Source organism: Exiguobacterium sp. 8H, assembly GCF_902506255.1.
GTDB classification, from domain to species: Bacteria; Bacillota; Bacilli; order Exiguobacteriales; family Exiguobacteriaceae; genus Exiguobacterium; species Exiguobacterium profundum.
The window spans coordinates 314,880-336,114 of record NZ_LR733429.1; the positions used below are offsets into that span (position 1 = coordinate 314,880).

At 47.7% G+C, this 21,235-nt stretch carries 20 protein-coding genes; 16 read left to right on the forward strand and 4 right to left on the reverse strand.

Annotated elements, in window-relative coordinates; translation table 11 throughout:
• The first annotated feature begins 36 nt into the window (after positions 1-36).
• Positions 37-1,881, forward strand: coding sequence for a translational GTPase TypA (gene typA, locus GVY43_RS01555; RefSeq protein ID WP_015881269.1), 1,845 nt, complete (start codon positions 37-39; stop codon positions 1,879-1,881).
• A gap of 87 nt (positions 1,882-1,968) precedes the next feature.
• Positions 1,969-2,313 carry a YlaH-like family protein gene (locus tag GVY43_RS01560; RefSeq protein WP_015881270.1) on the forward strand — a complete coding sequence of 115 codons (345 nt, stop codon included), beginning with the start codon at positions 1,969-1,971 and terminating at the stop codon, positions 2,311-2,313.
• A gap of 36 nt (positions 2,314-2,349) precedes the next feature.
• On the opposite strand, the gene GVY43_RS01565 is transcribed toward GVY43_RS01560, so the two are convergent.
• On the reverse strand, positions 2,350-2,550 hold the full coding sequence (locus GVY43_RS01565) for a YlaI family protein (RefSeq protein ID WP_015881271.1): 201 nt from the start codon (positions 2,548-2,550) through the stop codon (positions 2,350-2,352).
• Positions 2,551-2,665: 115 nt separating this feature from the next.
• On the opposite strand from GVY43_RS01565, the gene GVY43_RS01570 reads away from it, so the two are divergent.
• Together GVY43_RS01570 and GVY43_RS01575 are read left to right on the forward strand one after the other, a co-directional pair.
• On the forward strand, positions 2,666-3,115 hold the full coding sequence (locus GVY43_RS01570) for a hypothetical protein (RefSeq protein ID WP_074037365.1): 450 nt from the start codon (positions 2,666-2,668) through the stop codon (positions 3,113-3,115).
• Between the two features lie 33 nt (positions 3,116-3,148).
• The gene (locus GVY43_RS01575; protein WP_031421530.1) at positions 3,149-4,465 is read left to right on the forward strand and encodes a PhoH family protein; all 1,317 of its coding nucleotides are present in this window, start codon (positions 3,149-3,151) and stop codon (positions 4,463-4,465) included.
• A gap of 38 nt (positions 4,466-4,503) precedes the next feature.
• Here the strand turns inward: GVY43_RS01575 and GVY43_RS01580 are convergent, their stop codons facing one another.
• Entirely contained in the window at positions 4,504-5,676 is a 1,173-nt protein-coding gene (locus GVY43_RS01580) for a multidrug efflux MFS transporter (RefSeq protein WP_236548908.1), read from the reverse strand.
• A 127-nt stretch (positions 5,677-5,803) separates the two neighbouring features.
• The gene (locus GVY43_RS01585) at positions 5,804-6,268 is read right to left on the reverse strand and encodes a hypothetical protein (RefSeq protein ID WP_159562039.1); all 465 of its coding nucleotides are present in this window, start codon (positions 6,266-6,268) and stop codon (positions 5,804-5,806) included.
• Positions 6,269-6,440: 172 nt separating this feature from the next.
• Here GVY43_RS01585 and GVY43_RS01590 point away from each other — a divergent pair, with 172 nt between their 5' ends.
• The 4 genes from GVY43_RS01590 (at position 6,441) to GVY43_RS01605 (ending at position 12,918) form a co-directional block, all read left to right on the forward strand.
• Positions 6,441-6,719, forward strand: a complete 279-nt coding sequence (locus GVY43_RS01590) for a YlaN family protein (RefSeq protein WP_015881276.1) — start codon at positions 6,441-6,443, stop codon at positions 6,717-6,719.
• An 86-nt stretch (positions 6,720-6,805) separates the two neighbouring features.
• Positions 6,806-8,041 carry an FtsW/RodA/SpoVE family cell cycle protein gene (locus tag GVY43_RS01595; RefSeq protein ID WP_159562040.1) on the forward strand — a complete coding sequence of 412 codons (1,236 nt, stop codon included), beginning with the start codon at positions 6,806-6,808 and terminating at the stop codon, positions 8,039-8,041.
• A gap of 36 nt (positions 8,042-8,077) precedes the next feature.
• The gene (locus GVY43_RS01600) at positions 8,078-11,512 is read left to right on the forward strand and encodes a pyruvate carboxylase (protein ID WP_074037361.1); all 3,435 of its coding nucleotides are present in this window, start codon (positions 8,078-8,080) and stop codon (positions 11,510-11,512) included.
• A gap of 44 nt (positions 11,513-11,556) precedes the next feature.
• Complete coding sequence (locus GVY43_RS01605) at positions 11,557-12,918, forward strand: deoxyribodipyrimidine photo-lyase (protein ID WP_236548909.1); 1,362 nt, start codon at positions 11,557-11,559, stop codon at positions 12,916-12,918.
• Between the two features lie 32 nt (positions 12,919-12,950).
• Here the strand turns inward: GVY43_RS01605 and GVY43_RS01610 are convergent, their stop codons facing one another.
• Positions 12,951-13,856 (reverse strand): heme A synthase, encoded by a 906-nt coding sequence (locus tag GVY43_RS01610; RefSeq protein ID WP_159562042.1) that lies wholly within the window; start codon positions 13,854-13,856, stop codon positions 12,951-12,953.
• Between the two features lie 334 nt (positions 13,857-14,190).
• Here GVY43_RS01610 and cyoE point away from each other — a divergent pair, with 334 nt between their 5' ends.
• From cyoE to GVY43_RS01650, 8 genes are all read left to right on the forward strand, one after another.
• Entirely contained in the window at positions 14,191-15,114 is a 924-nt protein-coding gene (gene cyoE / locus GVY43_RS01615; protein WP_074037356.1) for a heme o synthase, read from the forward strand.
• A 97-nt stretch (positions 15,115-15,211) separates the two neighbouring features.
• Positions 15,212-16,189 carry a cytochrome c oxidase subunit II gene (coxB, locus tag GVY43_RS01620; protein ID WP_035387820.1) on the forward strand — a complete coding sequence of 326 codons (978 nt, stop codon included), beginning with the start codon at positions 15,212-15,214 and terminating at the stop codon, positions 16,187-16,189.
• A 38-nt stretch (positions 16,190-16,227) separates the two neighbouring features.
• Positions 16,228-18,096, forward strand: a complete 1,869-nt coding sequence (gene ctaD / locus GVY43_RS01625) for a cytochrome c oxidase subunit I (protein ID WP_031421541.1) — start codon at positions 16,228-16,230, stop codon at positions 18,094-18,096.
• Positions 18,097-18,723 (forward strand): cytochrome (ubi)quinol oxidase subunit III, encoded by a 627-nt coding sequence (locus GVY43_RS01630; protein WP_015881284.1) that lies wholly within the window; start codon positions 18,097-18,099, stop codon positions 18,721-18,723. It begins immediately after the preceding gene.
• Position 18,724: 1 nt separating this feature from the next.
• Positions 18,725-19,054, forward strand: a complete 330-nt coding sequence (locus tag GVY43_RS01635) for a cytochrome C oxidase subunit IV family protein (protein WP_031421543.1) — start codon at positions 18,725-18,727, stop codon at positions 19,052-19,054.
• 134 nt (positions 19,055-19,188) lie between these two features.
• The gene (locus GVY43_RS01640; RefSeq protein WP_159562043.1) at positions 19,189-20,112 is read left to right on the forward strand and encodes a cytochrome c oxidase assembly protein; all 924 of its coding nucleotides are present in this window, start codon (positions 19,189-19,191) and stop codon (positions 20,110-20,112) included.
• A gap of 24 nt (positions 20,113-20,136) precedes the next feature.
• On the forward strand, positions 20,137-20,598 hold the full coding sequence (locus tag GVY43_RS01645; RefSeq protein ID WP_015881287.1) for a DUF420 domain-containing protein: 462 nt from the start codon (positions 20,137-20,139) through the stop codon (positions 20,596-20,598).
• 21 nt (positions 20,599-20,619) lie between these two features.
• Positions 20,620-21,234 carry an SCO family protein gene (locus GVY43_RS01650; protein ID WP_159562044.1) on the forward strand — a complete coding sequence of 205 codons (615 nt, stop codon included), beginning with the start codon at positions 20,620-20,622 and terminating at the stop codon, positions 21,232-21,234.
• The last annotated feature ends 1 nt before the right edge of the window (position 21,235 follow it).

Here is a 21,235-nt window from a genome sequence, read left to right on the forward strand (position 1 = left end):
AAGTTGAAATTTTTTAAATAAGAGAGGAATAACTACATGAACGTAAGAACAAACCTTCGTAACGTAGCCATCATCGCGCACGTTGACCACGGTAAAACAACGTTAGTCGATGAATTATTGAAACAGTCTGGTACTTTCCGGACGAACGAGGCAGTCGCAGAACGCGCGATGGACTCGAACGATATCGAGCGTGAGCGCGGAATTACCATTCTCGCAAAAAACACAGCAATCGATTATAAAGAGACTCGCATCAACATCGTAGATACACCAGGTCACGCAGACTTCGGTGGAGAAGTTGAGCGAATCATGCGTATGGTAGACGGCGTTATTCTTGTTGTCGATGCGCGTGAAGGCTGTATGCCACAAACTCGTTTCGTATTGAAAAAAGCACTCGACCAAGGACTTCGTCCGATTGTCGTCGTCAACAAAATCGATAAGCCGATGGTTCGTCCACTCGACGTTGTCGATGAAGTTGTTGATCTCTTGATCGACCTTGGCGCAGATGAAGATCAACTTGAATTCCCTGTCGTCTATACATCAGCAGTCAGCGGTTCAAGTTCGTTCGATCCTGACCCAGAAAAACAAGAAGATACAATCACTCACGTGCTCGACACGATTCTCGAAAACACGCCGGCTCCAGTGGACAACTCAGACGAGCCACTTCAATTCCAAGTGACGATGCTCGACTATGACAACTACCTCGGCCGTATCGGCGTAGGTCGCGTCTTCCGTGGGAAAATCAAAGTCGGTGAGCAAGTATCGCTTTGTAAGACAGACGGTACGGTGAAGCAACTTCGTGTCACGAAATTGTTCGGTTACTTCGGCCTCAAGCGCGTCGAAATCGAAGAAGCAAAAGCAGGTGACTTGATCGCTATCGCCGGGATGGAAGATATCAACGTCGGTGAAACGGTAACGCCAGTCGGTAAAGAAGAGCCACTTCCGCTCCTTCGCATCGATGAGCCAACGCTTCAAATGCGTTTCATGACAAATAACTCTCCATTCGCAGGACGTGAAGGCGATTTCGTGACGGCACGTAAAATCGAAGAGCGTTTGATGAAACAACTCGAGACGGACGTTTCACTCCGTGTCGAAAACACAGATTCACCAGACCAATGGATCGTATCAGGACGCGGTGAGCTTCACCTCGGGATCTTGATTGAAAACATGCGTCGTGAAGGTTACGAGCTCCAAGTATCGAAACCACAAGTTATCATCCGCGAAGACGAAAGCGGCACAAAAGTTGAGCCGTTCGAGCGCGTCATCATCGACGTACCTGAAGAGTACACAGGTTCAGTCATGGAATCGATCGGTCTCCGTAAAGGTGAGCTTGCGAACATGAACACGAATGACAACGGTCAGACACGTATGGAATTCCTCGTGCCATCACGTGGTCTTATCGGTTACCGTAACGAATTCTTGTCAGCGACACGTGGATACGGAATCTTGAACCATACGTTCGAAGAGTACCGTCCATATATCGCTGCTGATATCGGTGGTCGTCGTAGCGGTGTTATGGTTTGTATCGAAAACGGGAAGTCGACGGCCTACTCAATCGGTGCCCTTGAAGACCGTGGGACAATCTTTATCGAGCCAGGTACAGATGTGTATGAAGGAATGATCATCGGGGAATGTAACCGTGATGTTGACCTTGCCATTAACGCTGTTAAAGGGAAACAATTGACGAACATGCGTGCTTCTGCAAAAGACTCGACACAAGTCTTGAAACGTCCGCGCGTCTTCTCACTTGAAGAGTCACTCACGTTCTTGAACGATGACGAGTACTGTGAAATTACACCGGAGTCGATCCGTCTCCGTAAGAAAATCTTGAACAAGAACGAACGCGAGAAAGCAGATAAGCGTCGTAAACTTGGTAAAGAATAAGTTAGAAGAAAGGGGACGCTTCGGCGTTCCCTTTTGCATGGAATAGTGTAGAATGGATGTGTATGAAATAAAGGGGGACTCTTTGTCTTGAAAGCTTCTCAAACAATCGATATCACACAAATTGACGTTCCGTGGATCGCTTCGATGCTAGGTGTCGGCAGTGACCCGAACGACTTTTCCGTTGGGTTCAATGCACTCGTTGTCACGGTCATCTTACTGACAATCCTTGTCTTTAAACTTGGTTTTGCGAAACAATTGGCATGGTGGAAGTCGCTCATCGTCTATATTCTCCTTTCACTTGGAGCAGGTACGATGGCACTCGTCTTTTTCACATGGCCAATCCCGGAAGTGCTTGCCGTCATGGCTATCGTGTTGGCCATCTATCGTGGCCGCCTCTGGTGGAATCGTCGTCAAGATGCGGTAGAATCATAAAAAATACGGGCGTCTCTTCGGAGGCGCCCGTTTGCATTACCAGTTTCGTTTTTGTCGAAATGTAGGATATAACTTGAACTGTCCAGATGCGGCGCGTTCAGCCGTTCGTTCGCTGATTCGCTCCTGACACTCTTGACACATATACGTTTTCGCCGGTTTGTTACGCAAGCGTTTTGCTTCAAACGACCATGAGTCGATTGTCTCGACTTTATCACAAAGAGAACATTTTACACGCATCTTTTCACCTTCCTCTATACGATGAGTATAGCATGATTTCAACCGTTAAAAGCAGGGAATTGAACCGGTAAGGGAGAATGGTACAACCATACCCGGTGAAAAGGAGGGGAGTTGAATGGCGAGCAAGGCAACGTTTGAACTGACAGCTGCGCAAGAGCGCTTGTTGAATGACATGCCGTTAACATTTCTCGTTGGTTTTGACGAGGCAAAGCGTTGGCCGATCAGCCATGCCATCAGTTGGGTGCAAGCGTTAGATGCTGTCACGGTCCGGTTCGCATTAACGAGAAATTCCCATATCGTGACCATCTTGACGACTGAAAAGACGGCTGGCCTCATCTTTATCGAAGATGGTCAGTCCTATCATGTTTTACTCTCATCAATTCGAGAGTTCGACCCGGCGGTCAAACCAAGCCTTCATCTTCGTTTTTTTGAAGGACATGTCGAAGAAGTGAGGAACATCTCGTTTTATGGAGCAGCTTACGCACAGCCCGAAATCACGAAAACATACGATATTCGTGCGGCGGAAAAGCTTGACCGTGAAGTGAAAGAAAGTCTTCATTCTTGAATACCATCCTATATTCGAGGGGCGGCAAAGTCTATGAAAAAAACGTATGTACTTGATACGAACGTACTCCTACATGATCCGCTATCCTTATTTCAATTTGAAGAACACGACGTGGTGATTCCAGCCATCGTCCTAGAAGAGTTAGATGGGAAGAAACGTAACATGGATGAGGTCGGGCGGAACGCCCGTGAAACGTCGCGTGTCCTCGACCAGCTCCGGTCATCGGGGAAACTGCATGACGGGGTCCCGCTTGAAAACGGAGGACGTCTGTTTGTCGAAATCGGTCATGAACACCAGGTCGATATCCCGTTCGATGTCATGACGAATGATAATCGCATCTTAATGGTAGCGTTAGGATTAATGAAACAATACGAGCATGACGCGGGTCGAAAGGTCGTCGTCGTCTCAAAAGATATATTGGTCCGTGTCAAAGCGGACGCCATTGGAATTGACGCAGAAGACTACTTGACAGATCATATCGTTGACACGACGGACTTATACGCCGGCTATCGAGAGATTGAAGTCGATCAGTCGCTCATCGATGAATTTTATAAAGTCCGTCAATTGCCGACGACGGCCTTGACGAAACAAGTGCTATATCCGAACTCGTTCGTCGTCTTGAAAAGTAATGTGTCGAAAGCGAGTGCGCTTGCTGTGGTCGATTCGCTTCAACCGATTTTACGACCACTGGCACTCGATGCAGATCATATTTGGGGAATTCATCCGCGAAACGTTCAACAGCGGATGGCACTCGACCTGCTGCTTCGGGATGACATTCCGTTTGTCACCTTACTTGGGAAAGCTGGTACCGGGAAGACGCTCCTTGCTCTAGCAGCAGGGCTATCGCTTGTCGAGGATGAACAGCGTTACAATAAGCTAGTCGTCGCTCGCCCGGTCGTGCCGATGGGGAACGATATTGGTTACTTGCCAGGGGAAATGGAAGAGAAGCTTCGTCCTTGGATGCAACCGATTTATGATAACTTGGAATTTTTATTTAATGCGAATTCAAAAGACGAGCTCGGGAATATTCTAGCCGGTATGAAATCGATTCAGCTCGAGGCGCTCACCTATATTCGAGGTAGAAGTATGCCGGACCAGTTCATCATCATCGATGAGGCACAGAACTTAACGAAGCACGAAATTAAAACCATTCTCACCCGAGTCGGTGAGAACTCGAAAATCGTACTCGTCGGCGACCCGTATCAAATCGATCATCCGTATTTAGATGAGTATTCGAACGGATTGACGTACGCGGTGGAACGCTTCAAAGGACAAAACGTCTTCGGGCACGTTCAACTCGTGAAAGGGGAACGTTCATCCCTTGCACGATTGGCGGCTGATTTACTATAAGCGATATACACAAATAACGCCGAGTTTCGCACTCGGCGTTATTTTGTATCGAGTTGTAGTGACTGAACGTTCGTCCGTTCTAAGAAGGCATTTGAGATCATAATCAATCCCGTGAGGATGAACAGGGCAGAAAATCCGAAGTGTGCCACGATTTGGGATCCAAATAACGGTCCGAGTAGATTCCCCATGAACTGAGCGGACTGATTGTACGAAAAGATCCGGCCGGTCGCAGAGACCGGCGTATGCTGGCGCAGTAGCGATTGTACGGACGGCATTAAGGCAGCCGTTGCGAATCCGATTCCGAAACGCAACAAAATGAGTTGAGTCGTTGAGGTAACGAATGCTTGCGGAATCAAGAATAGGCTATAGAGGAGCAGTGCCCAAAACAAGATGCGTTCTGCCCCATATCGGTCTGATAACCGTCCGAGACGCTGCGCCGAAAAGAGAGCGGCCAGTCCCGGAGCGGAGGCGACAATCCCTGCCATGAAGGCGAGAGCGGTTGTGCTCGGATTCAATTCACGTACGTATAATGTCAAGAGCGGTCCAATGGATTGTGTCGAGAACTGAATGAGGAATGTTGTCACAAACAGCCCGACAATCAATTGAGGATGTCGCAGTGAGGCGAAAATCGATTTCATCGACGCGAGTTCTTCACGTTTCACTGGGACAAAATCTTCTTTTACGAACCAAAGCGTGATGAGGAACGTGAGGAAGAGTGCACTTCCCGTAAAGAGAAAAACGGATCGAAGCCCAATCCAGTCTGCAAGCAATCCACCGATGAGGGGACCGAGTAGACCACCAGTGATTCCACCGGTTGACAGGGTACCGAGCGCCCAGCCACTTTTCTCTTTTGGGGTTTGGGATGCGACTAACGTGATGCCGGCTGAGATGAATCCGGACACGGCACCCATGAGTAAACGCAATCCGACGAGTTGATACACGTCTTGGACGAAGCTGATAAGAAACATGACGGTGGCCATCCCGAGACTGGCTCGGATGAGCATCAGTTTCCTTCCTTTTCGGTCAGCCAAGCGCCCCCACATCGGAGAAACGATGGCAGCTACGAGGAACGTCGCGCCGAAGGCGATCGCAGACCAAGTGACGACGTGGTCCGGATCCTTTACCCCGAGTTGTTCGATGAACAATGGGAGGAATGGTAGGACGAGACTCATCGACGCAGCGGTCAAGAAGCTACCGATCCAAACAACCATTAAGTTTCGTTTCCATAGAGGTATCGTAAGCGTCACGACCTTTCTTATTTAATTGGTAATCAACACTCTATATACTACACTTTATGAACTAAAAAGTCCAAAAAAAGAGAAGGTGTGAACCTTCTCATTAATTGCTTAATATGGTGATATGATTGACTTGGCGAATGACCTGATCCTCATATAATACATAGACAGGTCCGTCGGTAAGTACTTTTCCGTCTTTTGAAAATTGTAAATATACTTGTGCTGCCTCGCTGAGCGATAGAGTCAATACTGTTTCCCCGTAAAAACGGACATGCGTCGCAAGTTCAATCGGTTCGGCATTGTTTAAAAATGGCGCGAGCGGCATGGCGAACGAGTCGCGTAATGCTGCATCTTTGTCTTGTCGTGACATCGGTTTATTGTGGTCGATTCGAGTTCCTTGTGACAATCCGTCATCCCATGCTTTCCCCATTTTCGCATAGTATGCCTCACGGTCATTCTCCGTCACCGAGTCCAAATCTTCAATCTTCCGTTTTCGTTCGTCAAAAATCCATACGGTCGGGTCAATCGTCAGACTGTGGCGAACCGCTCCATCAAGTGGAAAAATCATGCTTATATCCCCCTTCATACACATTACACGTTCCATTATAGCGCTCTTTCTCGTAAAATGGAAAAGAGGAAGAATGTCGCGTTCATTCATACTGTACATTGAATTATGATGAAAGATAATGTACAGTTGAGTTATGACAAACAGTCTGTCATCGTACGGAGGAGGGGTCGTAGTGGCGACAAATTTGGCTGCAATCCAACGGGAGCAAGCGCTTCAATTACTCGAGGCGGATGCTGAAAAAATCCGTTGTCTGATTGAAGTGCAGTTAGAAAACCTAAAAATGCCGAAGTGCCCGCTTTATGAAGAGGTGCTTGATACACATATGTTTGGACTATCGCGCCAAATTGATTTTGCGGTTCGTCTTGGACTCATTTCAGACATTGAAGGTAAAGGACTGCTCGATTCATTGGAACAAAAGTTGTCTGCTTTGGCAGAAGCTTCAGAATTATGAACCTTATACTCAAACTGTGCAAGTGGCGCTGTTTGAGTATTTTTTTATAAGGGTTGTCGGATTGTTTTACATAAGGAAGTGAATACATGAAAACACGGTTTCGGTATTTTGATTTTGCGTTGTTTTTGTCAGTGCTTTTACTCGTCGGGCTAAGCTCCATCATGATTTATAGTGCGAGTGTTTGGAATCGTGGGGATTACGCGAATAGTAGTTTATTCTATCGCCAGCTCGTCTACGTTGGCATTGGAATCTTTGTCTATTTGATTGCGACATTGTTCCGATATGAGATGTTTCGGAAAAAAGGCATTCGCCTCGGTCTTTATGCGCTCTCTGTCATCTTGCTGTTTGTCACGTGGGCGATGCCTCCATTGAATGGGGCGCGAGCTTGGCTCATCATCGGAGGAATGACCATTCAACCGGTCGAGATTGCGAAGTTCGTTCTCATCATACTGCTTGCGAACTACTACCATGAACTATGGAATAATGAGTTGAAAGGACTCCCTGGCCGATTGGCGCGGGCCGCTATCACGAAAAAAGGGCTGCGCGCACAAATCGGCGCCTTCTTTTTAGTACCTGTCCTCTTTTACTTTTCGTTTTATGCGATCGCAATCAATGGACAGCCGGATATGGGGGGGCTATTCGTCCTCGGTTCCATCATGTTGCTCATGTGGTTCGGTGTCGGGGCGCCGCTTCGAATTTTGATTCCAGGGATTTTAGCTGGGGTTGGTACTGTATTCGTATTGTTCACGACCATCTTTTCGGAGAATCAACGAAGTCGGATTGAAGTCGTGTTCAACCCGTTCATGGACCCGGAAGGATATGGACACCAATTGCTCATGTCGATTATCTCAATTGTACATGGTGGATTGACTGGAGTCGGACTTGGGAACAGTTTTCAAAAGTATGGATATTTGCCAGAACCAGAAACCGACTATATCATGTCGATCATTGCGGAGGAGTTAGGATTCCTCGGTGTATTGACGGTTTTAGTCCTACTCTTCTTCATCGCCTTTCGCGCGATCCATATCGCCAATCATGCGGATAGTCACTTTGCGATGTTCGTATCGTTTGGGATTGCATCACAAATCATTATCCAGACGGCCATCAACATCGGTGCGATGTCCGGTTGGTTCCCAGGGACAGGCGTAACCTTGCCACTGGTCAGTTATGGAGGAACATCGCTCATCATGATGATGGGTGTTCTCGGGGTGCTCAGTAGTATCTCGATGCGTAACCGTCATCGAGAGGCGACACGACGAGAAGAAATTCGGGTGAAGTCAGAAGAAAACGTTCAACGCTCATCGCTTCACGTTGTCAGGTAAGGAAACGAACAAACTTCATTAACGGGGGGATTTCATTTGAAACCAATTAAAAAGTTACTTGTTGCAAACCGTGGGGAAATTGCCATTCGCGTATTTCGCGCGGCGACAGAGTTAGGCATTCGAACGGTAGCTGTCTATTCGCAAGAAGATAGCGGCTCCTTACATCGCTTTAAAGCTGATGAAGCCTACTTGATCGGTGTAGACAAAAAACCGATCGATGCGTACCTCGATATCGAAGACGTGATTCGAATCGCTAAGGAGTCAGACAGTGATGCGATTCACCCAGGGTATGGTTTCCTTTCAGAGAACATTGAACTCGCACGACGTTGCCGTGAAGAGGGCATCATCTTTGTCGGACCGCATGAGTCACATTTACATGCGTTCGGGGATAAAGTACGAGCACGTCAGAGTGCGATTGCTGCGGGTCTTCCTGTCATCCCGGGTTCGGATGGACCGCTCACATCATATGAAGATGCTGAAGCATTTGCGAACGAGCACGGATTCCCGCTCATGGTCAAAGCTTCGATGGGTGGCGGAGGACGCGGAATGCGTGTCATTCGAACAGAAGCGGAAATGAAAGATTTGATTGAACGTGCAAAGTCAGAAGCAAAGCAGGCGTTCGGTTCTGACGAAGTGTACATAGAAAAACTCGTCGAACGTCCGAAACACATCGAGGTGCAAATTCTTGGGGATGAGCACGGTCACATCGTTCACTTATTCGAGCGTGACTGTTCGGTTCAGCGCCGTCACCAAAAAGTTGTCGAAGTGGCGCCGTGTGTGACATTGTCTGATGCATCGCGCCAAGCGATTTGTGATGCGGCGGTCCAACTCATGCGTCACGTCGGATACGTCAACGCCGGTACAGTCGAGTTCTTGGTGACAGAGGATGAGTCGTTCTACTTCATCGAAGTCAACCCGCGCATTCAAGTGGAACATACGATCACAGAGATGGTGACGGGCTTTGACATCGTTCAAACGCAATTGATGATCGCGCAAGGTGAGTCGCTCCACGGCGATATGATTCAAATGCCGAAACAGGAAGAGATTAAACTTCTCGGTTATGCAATCCAATCACGTGTTACGTCTGAAGACCCAGGCAATAACTTCATGCCGGACACAGGAAAAATCATGGCTTACCGTTCTCCGGGTGGCTTTGGTGTTCGTCTTGACGGTGGGAATGCGTATGTCGGTGCAGAGATTTCACCGTACTACGATTCACTTCTCGTGAAATTGTCCACACATGGCATGACATTCGAACAAGCGGCCTCGAAGATGGTTCGAAACTTGAACGAGTTCCGGATTCGTGGAATCAAGACGAACATTCCGTTCTTGATTAACGTCATGAAGCACCCGAACTTTATCAGTGGAGATTACAACACGTCATTCATCGATGAGACGCCAGAACTGTTCGTCTTCCCGAAACGAAAAGACCGCGGGACGAAACTGCTGAACTATATCGGGGATGTGACAGTGAATGGATTCCCAGGTGTTGGTCTGAAAGACAAGCCGATCAGCCGTTCGGTGCGAATCCCGCACGACCTCCCGGCAGAAGCGAAGCCAGGGACGAAACAAATTCTTACAGAGCTTGGACCGGACGGCCTCGCCGACTGGATCAAACGTCAACCGGAACTGTTGTTGACGGATACGACGATGCGAGATGCGCATCAATCGTTGCTCGCGACGCGCATGCGCACACAGGATATTCTAAATATCGCCGAACCGACAAGCAAACTCATGCCAGAATTGTTCTCGGTCGAGGCATGGGGCGGAGCGACGTTCGACGTCGCCTACCGATTCTTATCCGAAGACCCATGGGTACGTCTCATGAAGCTTCGTGAGAAGATGCCGAACGTCCTAATTCAAATGTTGCTACGCGGTGCGAATGCGGTCGGATATAAAAACTATGCAGACAACGTCATCGAGAAATTCGTACACGAAGCGGCATATGCCGGAGTCGACGTGTTCCGAATCTTTGATAGTCTCAACAACCTTGAGTCGATTCAATTGGCAATCGATGCGACGCTTCCAACTGGGAAAGTGGCAGAGGCAGCCATCTGTTATACGGGAGACTTGTATGATGGTAACCGTCCGAAGTACCATCTTCCGTATTATATCGACCTCGCGAAGAAACTTGAGGCGAGTGGTGCGCATATCTTGGCAATCAAGGATATGGCAGGTCTATTGAAGCCGGAATCAGCCTATGCACTCGTATCGGCATTGAAGGACGCTGTGGACTTACCAATCCACTTGCATACACACGATGCTTCCGGTAACGGGATCTTCACATATGCTCGCGCGACAGATGCCGGTGTCGATATCGTTGACGTTGCCGCGAGTTCGATGTCAGGGATGACATCACAGCCTTCAGGTGGAAGTTTGGTTTATGCGCTCAACCACCACGAACGTCAGCCGAAAGTCGACCCGAAACAATATGAAATCATCAGTGACTACTGGCAAGACGTGCGTCACAACTATGAACCGTTTGAAAGTGATATGCGTGCATCGAATCCATCCGTGTACGAACACGAGATGCCAGGTGGGCAATATTCAAACCTCCAACAGCAGGCGAAAGCGGTCGGACTTGGAGACCGCTGGGCAGAAGTCAAGGCGATGTATGCCCGAGTCAACATGTTGTTCGGGGACATTGTCAAGGTGACGCCGTCATCTAAAGTTGTCGGTGATATGGCGCTCTTCATGGTCCAGCATAACTTGACGGAAGAAGATGTGATGACACGAGGACATCAGTTGGACTTCCCAGACTCGGTCGTCGAAATGATGCGTGGTGAATTAGGAACGCCTCCAGGTGGATTCCCGAAAGATGTGCAACAAGTCATCTTGAAAGGAGAAGAGCCTTTAAACGTTCGTCCTGGTAAATTGATCAAACCGTATGACTTTGAATCGGCACGCCAAGAACTATTCGAAAAATTCGAGCGACCGGTGACGGACTTTGAACTTCTTGCTCATGCGCTTTATCCGAAAGTGTACGAAGACTATATCAAACATACAACGACATACGGGGACGTCTCAGTGCTCGACACGTTGACATTCTTCTACGGATTAAACGTCGGTGAGACAATCCAAGTTGAAATCGAGACTGGAAAAACGTTAATCATCAAGCTCGTACAAGTGAGTGCAGCGAATGAAGATGGCATCCGTCTCGTCTCGTATGAGATGAACGGGGTACCACGTGAAATCGAGATTAAAGATGTCAATGTCAAATCGGCAACGACAAGTCGTCCGAAAGTCGATCGTTCGAACGCCAAACAAGTCGGTGCATCGATGCCGGGGTCTGTCTTGAAAGTATTGGTCGAACCAGGAAGTCGTGTTCATCGTGGGGAGCAGTTGCTCGTCACAGAAGCGATGAAGATGGAAACGACAATTCAAGCGGCACAAGATGGTGAGATTAAGGCCATCCATATTAAAGAAGGCGACACAATACAAAGTGACGACTTGTTGATTGAATTTGTATAATCAAAAGAAGCATAGCGCGCTATGCTTCTTTTTTGTAGATGGGAGTGGAGATCTTGAGACGAGTATGTTGGTTCCGTTCAGATTTTAGACTGACCGATAATCATATGTTACACCGTGTATTGAAAGATATGGAGGAAGGCGATGACCTAGACTTCGTCTTTTGGTTGAATCCGAAATACTGTCACCCATTCGAAGTGCGGCATGACTATTTCTTCTCGACGATGCGAACGTTCATGGATGATTTAGAAGCGAAAGGGTTAGGGCTTCGTGTCCTCGTCGCGGAGACGGAGGATGCGTTCATGAAACAGCTCGGCGAGATGGATGTGCTCTATTTTAATGCGGAGTATGTGGAACCGTTCAAACAGCGGGATGAACGTGTGATTGAGGCACTTAGTGAAGATGTAAAGGTAGTGCGACTTTTAGATCGTCACCTGTTTCATCCCGATGCGTTTCGTACAAAAAGTGGCGATCCCTATAAGGTGTTCACCCCGTTCAAAAAAGCGGCGTATGCCGAACAGCCACCCGCACCGTATGAGGTTGATGTCAATCGTTTATCTCAGTACATCCGTTCAAAGAATGAACAACCGAGTGAACTGAAAGAGCTCTTCAAGCGATGTAAACGTGAATGGAGAGGGCTAGGGGAAACGGAAGCGAAGAAGCGATTGACCCGCTTCGTCAATGATCGCATGGTCGATTATGACGAAAAGCGTGACATTCCGAGCATCGCCGGGACGAGTCGACTATCTCCTTATTTACGGACAGGTGTGTTGTCGATTCGCACCATCACCGAACAAGTGTTGTCGGCGAGACAATCAAAAGGGCGCGACACGTATTATGATGAGCTGTTGTGGCGCGAATTTTATTATATGGTCATGGCAAAGTTCCACGCATTGAAAGATCAACCGTTCAATGATAAATATAAGACGATTGAATGGGAGGACAATGAAGAGCAGTTCGAAAAGTGGTGTAACGGGGAGACTGGGTATCCGATCGTCGACGCCGCGATGCGTCAGTTGAACGAGACCGGGTGGATGCACAACCGCCTACGCATGATTGTCGCATCTTTCCTATCGAAACATCTCCTTCTCGATTGGCGAAAAGGGGAACGATATTTCGAGCAAAAGCTGATCGATTATGAGGCAGCGTCGAATATCGGGGGATGGCAATGGGCGGCCTCAGTCGGGACGGACGCTGTTCCATATTTCCGTATTTTCAATCCGACGACGCAATCCGAACGATTTGACCCTGACGGAACGTTCATCCGGAAGTATGTGCCGGAGCTGAAACATATAACAGATAAATCGATTCACTTTCCGGACCCGTCAGAGCGAGACAACTATGCCATGCCACTCGTCGATCATAAAGAAGCGAGAGAGCGTGCCCTCGAACGATTTAAAGCATTGTAAACAAAAAAGCGCCACGGCGCTTTTTTGTTTGGTTATCCGTTCATATTTTTCAATTGTGCCCCGTCTTGTCGCGCTGTCGACCGATACGCGTGATAAGAGAGGTATGACAGGATGCCGAAGTAACAAGTGATCAAGAAGGCGTGAAGGAGCGGAACGTAAGTCGCGTGTCCCCCAAGAACAATCCATGCACCTGTACCGACTTGAAGCAGGATGAAGAAAAGAGACGCCCACATGCCGCGCTCAATCAATCGATTCATTTCTTTACGTGCCAAGTAGAGAACATACAACGTGTACAAGACGAGTAGCCCGGCCATCACACGGTGTCCCATCTGCACATACGACTCAAACGTCCAGACGTTCTGCTCACAAATCGGCCAACCGACACATGCGTATGTAGCACCGAGGTGACGGACGTAGGCTCCTGTGTACACGACGATCATCGTATAAATTGAAAGACCGTAAAGATGAGATCTTAATCGTCTCGATACGACTTGATGTTCCCGGTCACCTTCGAATAACAGAATCGTCAAAATGAGTAACGATGCGAACGACACGAGAGAAATTCCAAAATGAAGGGCCAGGATGGCATCCGACTGTTGCCAAATGACCGCGCCCGCTCCAATGATTGATTGGATGAGCATAAAGATAAATGCGAGAAACGCAAAGATTTTCACATCGACCCGATGTTTGACCGCGATGAACGTCCAAATGGCGAGCGCAATGATGAGAAGACCTTCAATACCGGAGACTACCCGGTGACTGTATTCAATCATCGTTTCAACACTGGGATTGGTTGGGATTAATTTTCCATGACAGAGTGGCCAGTCCGTCCCACAACCATCTCCTGAATCCGTCTTCGTCACGGTTCCACCCATGATGAGGACAAGCATCATCCCGAGGGTGACAAACCCTGAGAAAAACGCGAGTTTTTTATGCATGCAATACCACCTGCTTCTAATCGAAATCCGTTAAAAAATGTACCTTGTTTATTTATATTTTTTTCGCCATACTTATTATACGGCTTTCTGTTCAAAAAACGAAATGGAAAAGCTTGCAATCGTTATCAAAAACGTTATTCTAATATTAGTAAAGCACATAAGGTGTGACAAATATCACACTATTGACACAAAAAACTCGCTATTTTACAAGCATAAAGGGCGTATTTTATAAAAAAATATGGTATCTTTGTAGAGAGTTAAGTGTATTTTGTTCATATTGTGTTTTTTCTGTGAAGAGAATGCGAGGATTTCGTGATTATGTGGGGGGGTCAGTATGACAAAAGTCAACCCAGGGATGACGGTAGATGTAGAGTATACAGAATCAACGTCATTCCGAGATTACGTCGCCTTAGCGAAAATGGGAATCGTTCGCGCCAACCTGTTGTTGGTGTTTGCAGGATTCTTCGTGGCAGCGACGTACCAGAGCGATACGCCAGTCCTTTACTTGTTTGAAGTTTGGCCACAGCTCTTATTAACGATGTTAGGAAGCGCACTCGTGATTTCGGGGAGTTGTTACCTAAACAACTTTGTGGACCGAGATATCGATTACTTAATGGATCGTACGGACAATCGACCGAGTGTAACCGGCAAGATTTCAGGAGAGAAGATTTTACTCCTTGGATTGACACAACTTGCAATCGGAACACTACTATTGCTCCTTGTATCGTACGTCGCCGCAGTATTCGGTTTAATCGGGGCATTTTTTTATGTCGTGATTTATACGATGTGGCTGAAGCGTACGAGTACGCTCAATACAGTCGTCGGTAGTATTTCGGGAGCCGTTCCACCGCTCATCGGTTGGGCAGCACTAGATCCGGCACTTCATATTGATGCGTGGCTCATGTTCCTTGTCATGTTCTTATGGCAACCACCTCACTTCCTGGCGCTCGCCATGCGACGGACGGAAGAGTATCGAGCGGCAGGCATTCCGATGCTTCCGGTCGTGAACGGATTTGCCATCACGAAACGGCAAATCATCTGGTGGATTGCGACGCTGATTCCGGCATCGCTCTTATTTATGCACTATGGTCTTGTTTACTTGACAGTCGCAGCCGGTTTAGGGGGCTACTGGTTGTATCTCGGATTGAAAGGATTCAACGCCGAGGACGAAATCAAGTGGGCAAACAAAATGTTCTTCTATTCATTAATTTATTTAGTCGTGTGGATTATCGCGCTGATTTTGACAGCACTCTGGTGATCGCACTCACTATATAGAAAACCATTACACATCATTTTGGGAGAAAGTGGGGATTGTTGTGAAATCATTTAAGAAGCTTCTGTTTGGCATCGTCCCGATGATGATGTTCGCAGTCCTGTTATCAGGTTGCGGTCAAGAGGGATTGTCTGCATTGAAGCCGATGGGAGAAGGGGCTGAGCTTCAGCTCCGCATCATTCTCATCAGTTTGGCGATCATGCTCTTCGTACTCATCATCGTATCGGTCATTTACGTGTACGTGCTCATGAAGTTCCGTCGGAAAGATGAATCGATTCCGAAGCAAGTTGAAGGTAGCAGTACACTCGAGATGATTTGGACAGTCGTTCCGATTATCCTTCTCATCATTCTCGCTGTTCCGACAATCACGACGACTGTCGAACTCGCGAAAGCGAAAGAAGCGAAAAAAGAAGAAGAAATCAACGTTACAGCTAACTTGTACTGGTGGGAATTTGAATATCCAGAAGCAGGTGTTGTGACAGGGCAAGAGCTCGTCATTCCAGTCGGAAAACGAGTCGGCATCAACTTGACGTCTAAAGATGTCATTCACTCATTCTGGGTACCAGCTTTATCTGGTAAGACAGATACGAACCCAGGACTTGATAACGAAATGTGGTTACATGCAAATGAACCAGGTACTTACTACGGGAAATGTGCTGAGCTTTGCGGTCCGTCACATGCCCTTATGGACTTTAAAGTCATCGCGCTCGAGCAAGAAGAATATGATCAATGGCTCGCTGACATGAAAGCCAAGCAAGACGAGAACGGTGAGAAACTCGTCGCAGACAACACAAACTTGACGACAGGTGAAGCTGTGTATGTCGAAAGCTGCTTGAGCTGTCACGGCGGCGGTAAAGTGGCACCAAGTTTGACGAACTTCGGTGATCGTGAATGGCTCGCAGGTTACCTCGAAAACAACGAGGATAACTTGAAAGAGTGGATCCGTGACCCGCAAGAGAAAAAACAAGGGGCTCTTATGCCAGGATTCAATGAAGGTCAAATCAGCAACGAAGAATTAGATGCACTCGTTGACTTCTTGTATGAGCAGAAGATTGACTAACGGGAAAAGGGGGATTTCACGTGGCACAGACCACTGCAATGCAGCAATCGCGTAAATACAATGGCATCATGGATTGGATTACGACGGTTGACCACAAAAAAATCGGTATTTTGTATTTGTTCTCAGGAATCTTCTTCCTCCTTCTCGGTGGAATTGAAGCATTACTGATTCGTTGGCAACTCGTCAAACCAATGAACGACTTCGTCAGCGGTGAGACGTTTAACCAGTTGATTACGATGCACGGAACGACGATGATCTTCCTTGCGGCCATGCCGATGTTATTCGGTTTCATGAACGCCGTCGTACCACTTCAAATCGGGGCACGCGACGTTGCGTTCCCATTCATTAACTCATTAGGTTTTTGGTTGTTCTTCTTCGGTGGAGTCATGCTTAACTTGAGCTGGTTCTTCGGAGCAGCACCAAACGCAGGGTGGACGGCTTACGCGCCACTCTCAACACAACCGGAAGCGACAGGGGTAGACTTCTACGCTCTCGGTCTTCAGATTTCAGGTTTCGGTTCATTGATGGCCGGGATTAACTTCCTCGTCACTATCTTGAACATGCGTGCGCCAGGAATGAAACTCATGCGTATGCCACTCTTCACATGGACGACTTTCGTTGCATCGGCATTGATCGTCTTCGCATTCCCACCACTTACGGTCGGATTGTTCATGTTGATGTTCGAGCGACTCTTCGGAGCTGCTTACTTTGACCCGGCACTTGGCGGGAACGTTGTCATCTGGGAGCACCTTTTCTGGATCTTCGGTCACCCGGAAGTATACATCTTGATCTTACCGGCATTCGGTATTTTCTCGGAAATCATTCCGACATTTGCGCGTAAACGCCTCTTCGGTTACACGACGATGGTCTTCGCGACAATGCTCATCGGTTTCCTTGGATTCATGGTTTGGGTTCACCACATGTTCACAGTCGGTCTTGGTCCAGTTGCCAACTCGATCTTCGCTGTTGCAACGATGGCGATTGCCGTACCAACGGGTGTTAAAATCTTTAACTGGCTCTTCACACTGTGGGGCGGTCAAATTAAATTCAACGTCGCTATGCTTTACTCAGTCGCGTTCATTCCTTCATTCCTCGTAGGTGGGATGACAGGGGTTATGCTCTCAGTCGCACCGGCTGACTATCAGTACCACGACAGCTACTTCGTTGTCGCTCACTTCCACTACGTAATCGTAGGTGGGGTTGTATATGGTCTCTTCGCAGGACTTTACTACTGGTTCCCACTCATGTTCGGAAAAGCCCTTTCTGAAAAGCTTGGATACTGGCAGTTCTGGTTGTTCTTTATCGGGTTCCACTTGACGTTCTTCCCGCAACACTTCCTCGGATTGTTCGGTATGCCACGTCGAGTCTTCACATACCTCGATGGTCAAGGTTGGGATACACTCAACATGCTCTCGACAATCGGTGCATTCTTCATGGGTGTGTCAACGATTGTCTTGCTCGTCGCTGTTGTGAAAGCCTTCTTGTCGAAAGACCGCGTCAAACCAGACCACTGGGGAGATGGACGTACGCTTGAGTGGACACTTCCTGTTCCGACTCCAGAGTACAACTTTGCACAAACGCCACTCGTCAAAGGACTTGATACGTTCTGGCTCGAGAAAATGGCAGGCAACAAACGCGTGTCAGTCGCTGAAGAAGTTTCGGACATCCACATGCCGAACAACTCGCTCATTCCGTTCTTCATGTCACTCGGCCTCTTTATCGCAGGACTCGGTGCCATCTTCCAGATGGATAACACGGTCGTCGGTTGGTCATTGATTGGATTTGGATTAGCGATGACGTTCGTCTCGATGTTCCTACGTTCTTGGATTGACGATCACGGCTACTACATTCCGAAGTCACAAGTCGAAGCAGACTTGAAAGCGATTCGTGAGAAAGGAGAACAATAAATGGCACATGCAGTTGAAAAACACCCAGTGACCGGTATCCCGGCCAATCCAGAGAAAGCAACACTGGAAGGGAAAAATAAATATGTGGCCTTCTGGTTCTTCCTTGGTGGAGAGACAGTCCTCTTCGCCTCGCTCTTTGGAACATACGTTGGTCTCTTGAACTCTGGTGCGCCAGAGGAATTACGTTCGTATAACATTTTCGAAATGGAGCTCGTCTTCATCATGACGATGCTCCTCCTCACAAGTTCACTTACAAGTGTCCTTGCGATGATGAACATGAAGGCAAACAATCCAGGGCGTATGAAGCTTTGGTTGATTGTGACGCTCCTTCTTGGTGCCGGATTCCTTGGTGCTGAGATTTACGAGTTCATTCACTACTACCACATCGGTCACACGTTCACGTCGAGCGCATTCGGTTCAGCCTTCTATACGTTGGTTGGTTTCCACGGCGCGCACGTAACGTTCGGTCTTCTTTGGATTACGACACTTTTGATTCGTAACTGGAACCGTCCGATCGATGTATACAATGCACCAAAGTTCTATGTATCGAGTCTATATTGGCACTTTATCGACGTTGTTTGGGTCTTCATCTTCTCAATCGTCTACCTCTTAGGGATGGTGAACTAATATGGAAAAACGAGTAATGAACGAATCTCACAAGCAGTTAGAGCTTGAAGTAAAAGCAGAGTCGAAACGTGAGTATCAGCTTCAATTAATCAGTTTCGCGATGATGATTTTACTCACATTCGTGGCATTCGGCGCCGTCTATGCGGAATTGATGCCGGTGTGGGCAGCAGGTGGTTTTTTAATCATCTTGGCGGTCATCCAAGTCTTCCTACAGTTATATATCTTCATGCATATGAATAACCGTGGGAACACGTGGATCGTTGGCATGATGTGGCTAGGTATCTTTGTTGCCATCATCACGGTCGCTGCACTCCGCTTACTCATTTGGTAATTGTGACAAAGGATTGAACATCTGTGGAAACACGGATGATTCGGTCCTTTTTCCTTTACTTCAAAAATGAATGAATAGTAATCTTGAAGTGAACGGTTTCAAAGGTTAGGGAGAGAAAGAAAAGGGGTGAACGGATGCTCTGGAATACGTCGGAGCTGCTCAATCAATTTGATTGGCTCACGTTATGGAGTCCGCTGTTCGGATTGCTCATGGTCGGGATTTATGTGTTATACGCCGTCGTGACAGAGAGAATGGCGAAGCGAGGATATGCCTCGACCACGTTATTACAAAAGTTTAGTATGTTGTTTGCGATTGTCTTGTATTACATCGGTTTTGGAAGTCCAATCGATGTCATGGCACATATCATTTTATCGGTGCATATGTTCCAAATGGTGCTCGTCTATATTTTGGCACCGGCACTCGTCGTTTACGGTCTACCGTACTGGGTGTTTGAAAAAGTACTTAGCTTCAAATGGATTGGGCCGATGTTCAAGTTTTTGACGAAGCCACTGATCGCGCTCATTTTATTCAACGCATTGTTCTCGATTTACCATATGCCGGTCGTATTCGACTACGTCTTGACGAACTACGGCGTTCACCGTATTTTCCACGGTGCCCTTGTCGTCTTTAGTTTGACGATGTGGTATCCGGTCATCGTTCCACTCGTCTCAGACGAAGAGGAAGGCATGTCCGATTTGAAACGAATGGTGTACATTATCGCCAACGGGGTCTTACTGACACCTGCCTGTGCGCTCATCATCTTTAGTCAAACGACGCTCTATAATGCATACACGGACCCACAGACGTTTGCGACGGTCCTTGGATACTGTCTCCCGAATGGTGACGTTTCCGGAATTGATTTAGAGGCGTTGATGGGAGCGACGAACAGTGCGCTCGAAGATCAACGTTTCGGTGGGGTCCTCATGAAACTCGGTCAAGAGATCGTGTACGGCTTCTTCTTCGGCTGGACGTTCTTCGGCTGGGTGCGTCGGACGAAGTCACTTGCTCTTGATGAAGGCATGTCATTCACTCCGCAAGAAACAAATGAAAAAAATTAAACAGAACATAAAGGGGAAACATTGATGAACTATCTTGCCTTAATTAGTGTGTCATTCATCGTCATCAGTGCGATTCTTGTCGCCATCGGATGGGTGATTATCGCAAAAGACCGCAGCAACATCGAAAAACATAAAAAGGTGATGACGGCCGCAGCGATTGCAGCGACGACGTTCTTCATCCTTTACGTCTCGCGTACCATTTTTGTCGGTAACACGGCATTTGGGGGACCGGATTCAGTGAAGCCGTTCTATCTTGGTTTTATGATTTTCCATATTCTTCTCGCAACCACAGGTGGTATCCTCGGATTGATTACGCTCTATCTCGGTTATAAAAACAAAATCGAGAAGCACCGGAAAATCGGTCCAAAAGCGTCAGTCGTCTGGTTCTTCACGGCCATTACGGGGGTGACGGTTTACATTCTTCTCTATGTGGCATATGACCCAGGTGAAACGACGAACGTATTCCGCGCGATAATCGGAGGATGATCCATAGAGAGGGAGAGCTGTATGAAACGGAATAGCTATTTGACGGTCGGTTTGACCGTCTTGACGCTTGTCGTCATCGGAGTAGCCGTGTATTTTGTTTTCTTCAATCAAGACGACCTACCCGTCATTCAAGAGCCAACCCCGTTCACATTGACGAACGCATTAAATGAAGAGACCTATAATTCCGACAACGGAAAAGTGAAGATCGTGACGTTCTTCTATACGAACTGTCCAGATATTTGTCCGCTCACGTTACGTGATTTTATGAAGCTCGAAAAAGAATTGAAAAAAGAGAACTTATACGGCTCGGACGTAGAACTCGTCGCGATCACGGTTGACCCGGATGTGGATACCGTGCCCGTTCTGAAAAATTACGGGGAAGCATTCCAAGCAGAGCCGACTGGATGGAAGATGTTGACGGGAGACCAGGTAGACATTGACCGAATCACGCGTCAGCTACAGTTCTATTATTCGAAGGCGAACAGCGGACTCGTGACGCATGCGACGACGATGTACGTCATCGACCGCCATCATGATGTCCGTGCTGTCGCGCAGATGGCGACGGCAGGGGATGAACCGGTCGATATCGAATCTATCATGGAGGACGTTAAAGTGCTCGCGAATGAAAAGGAGTGAT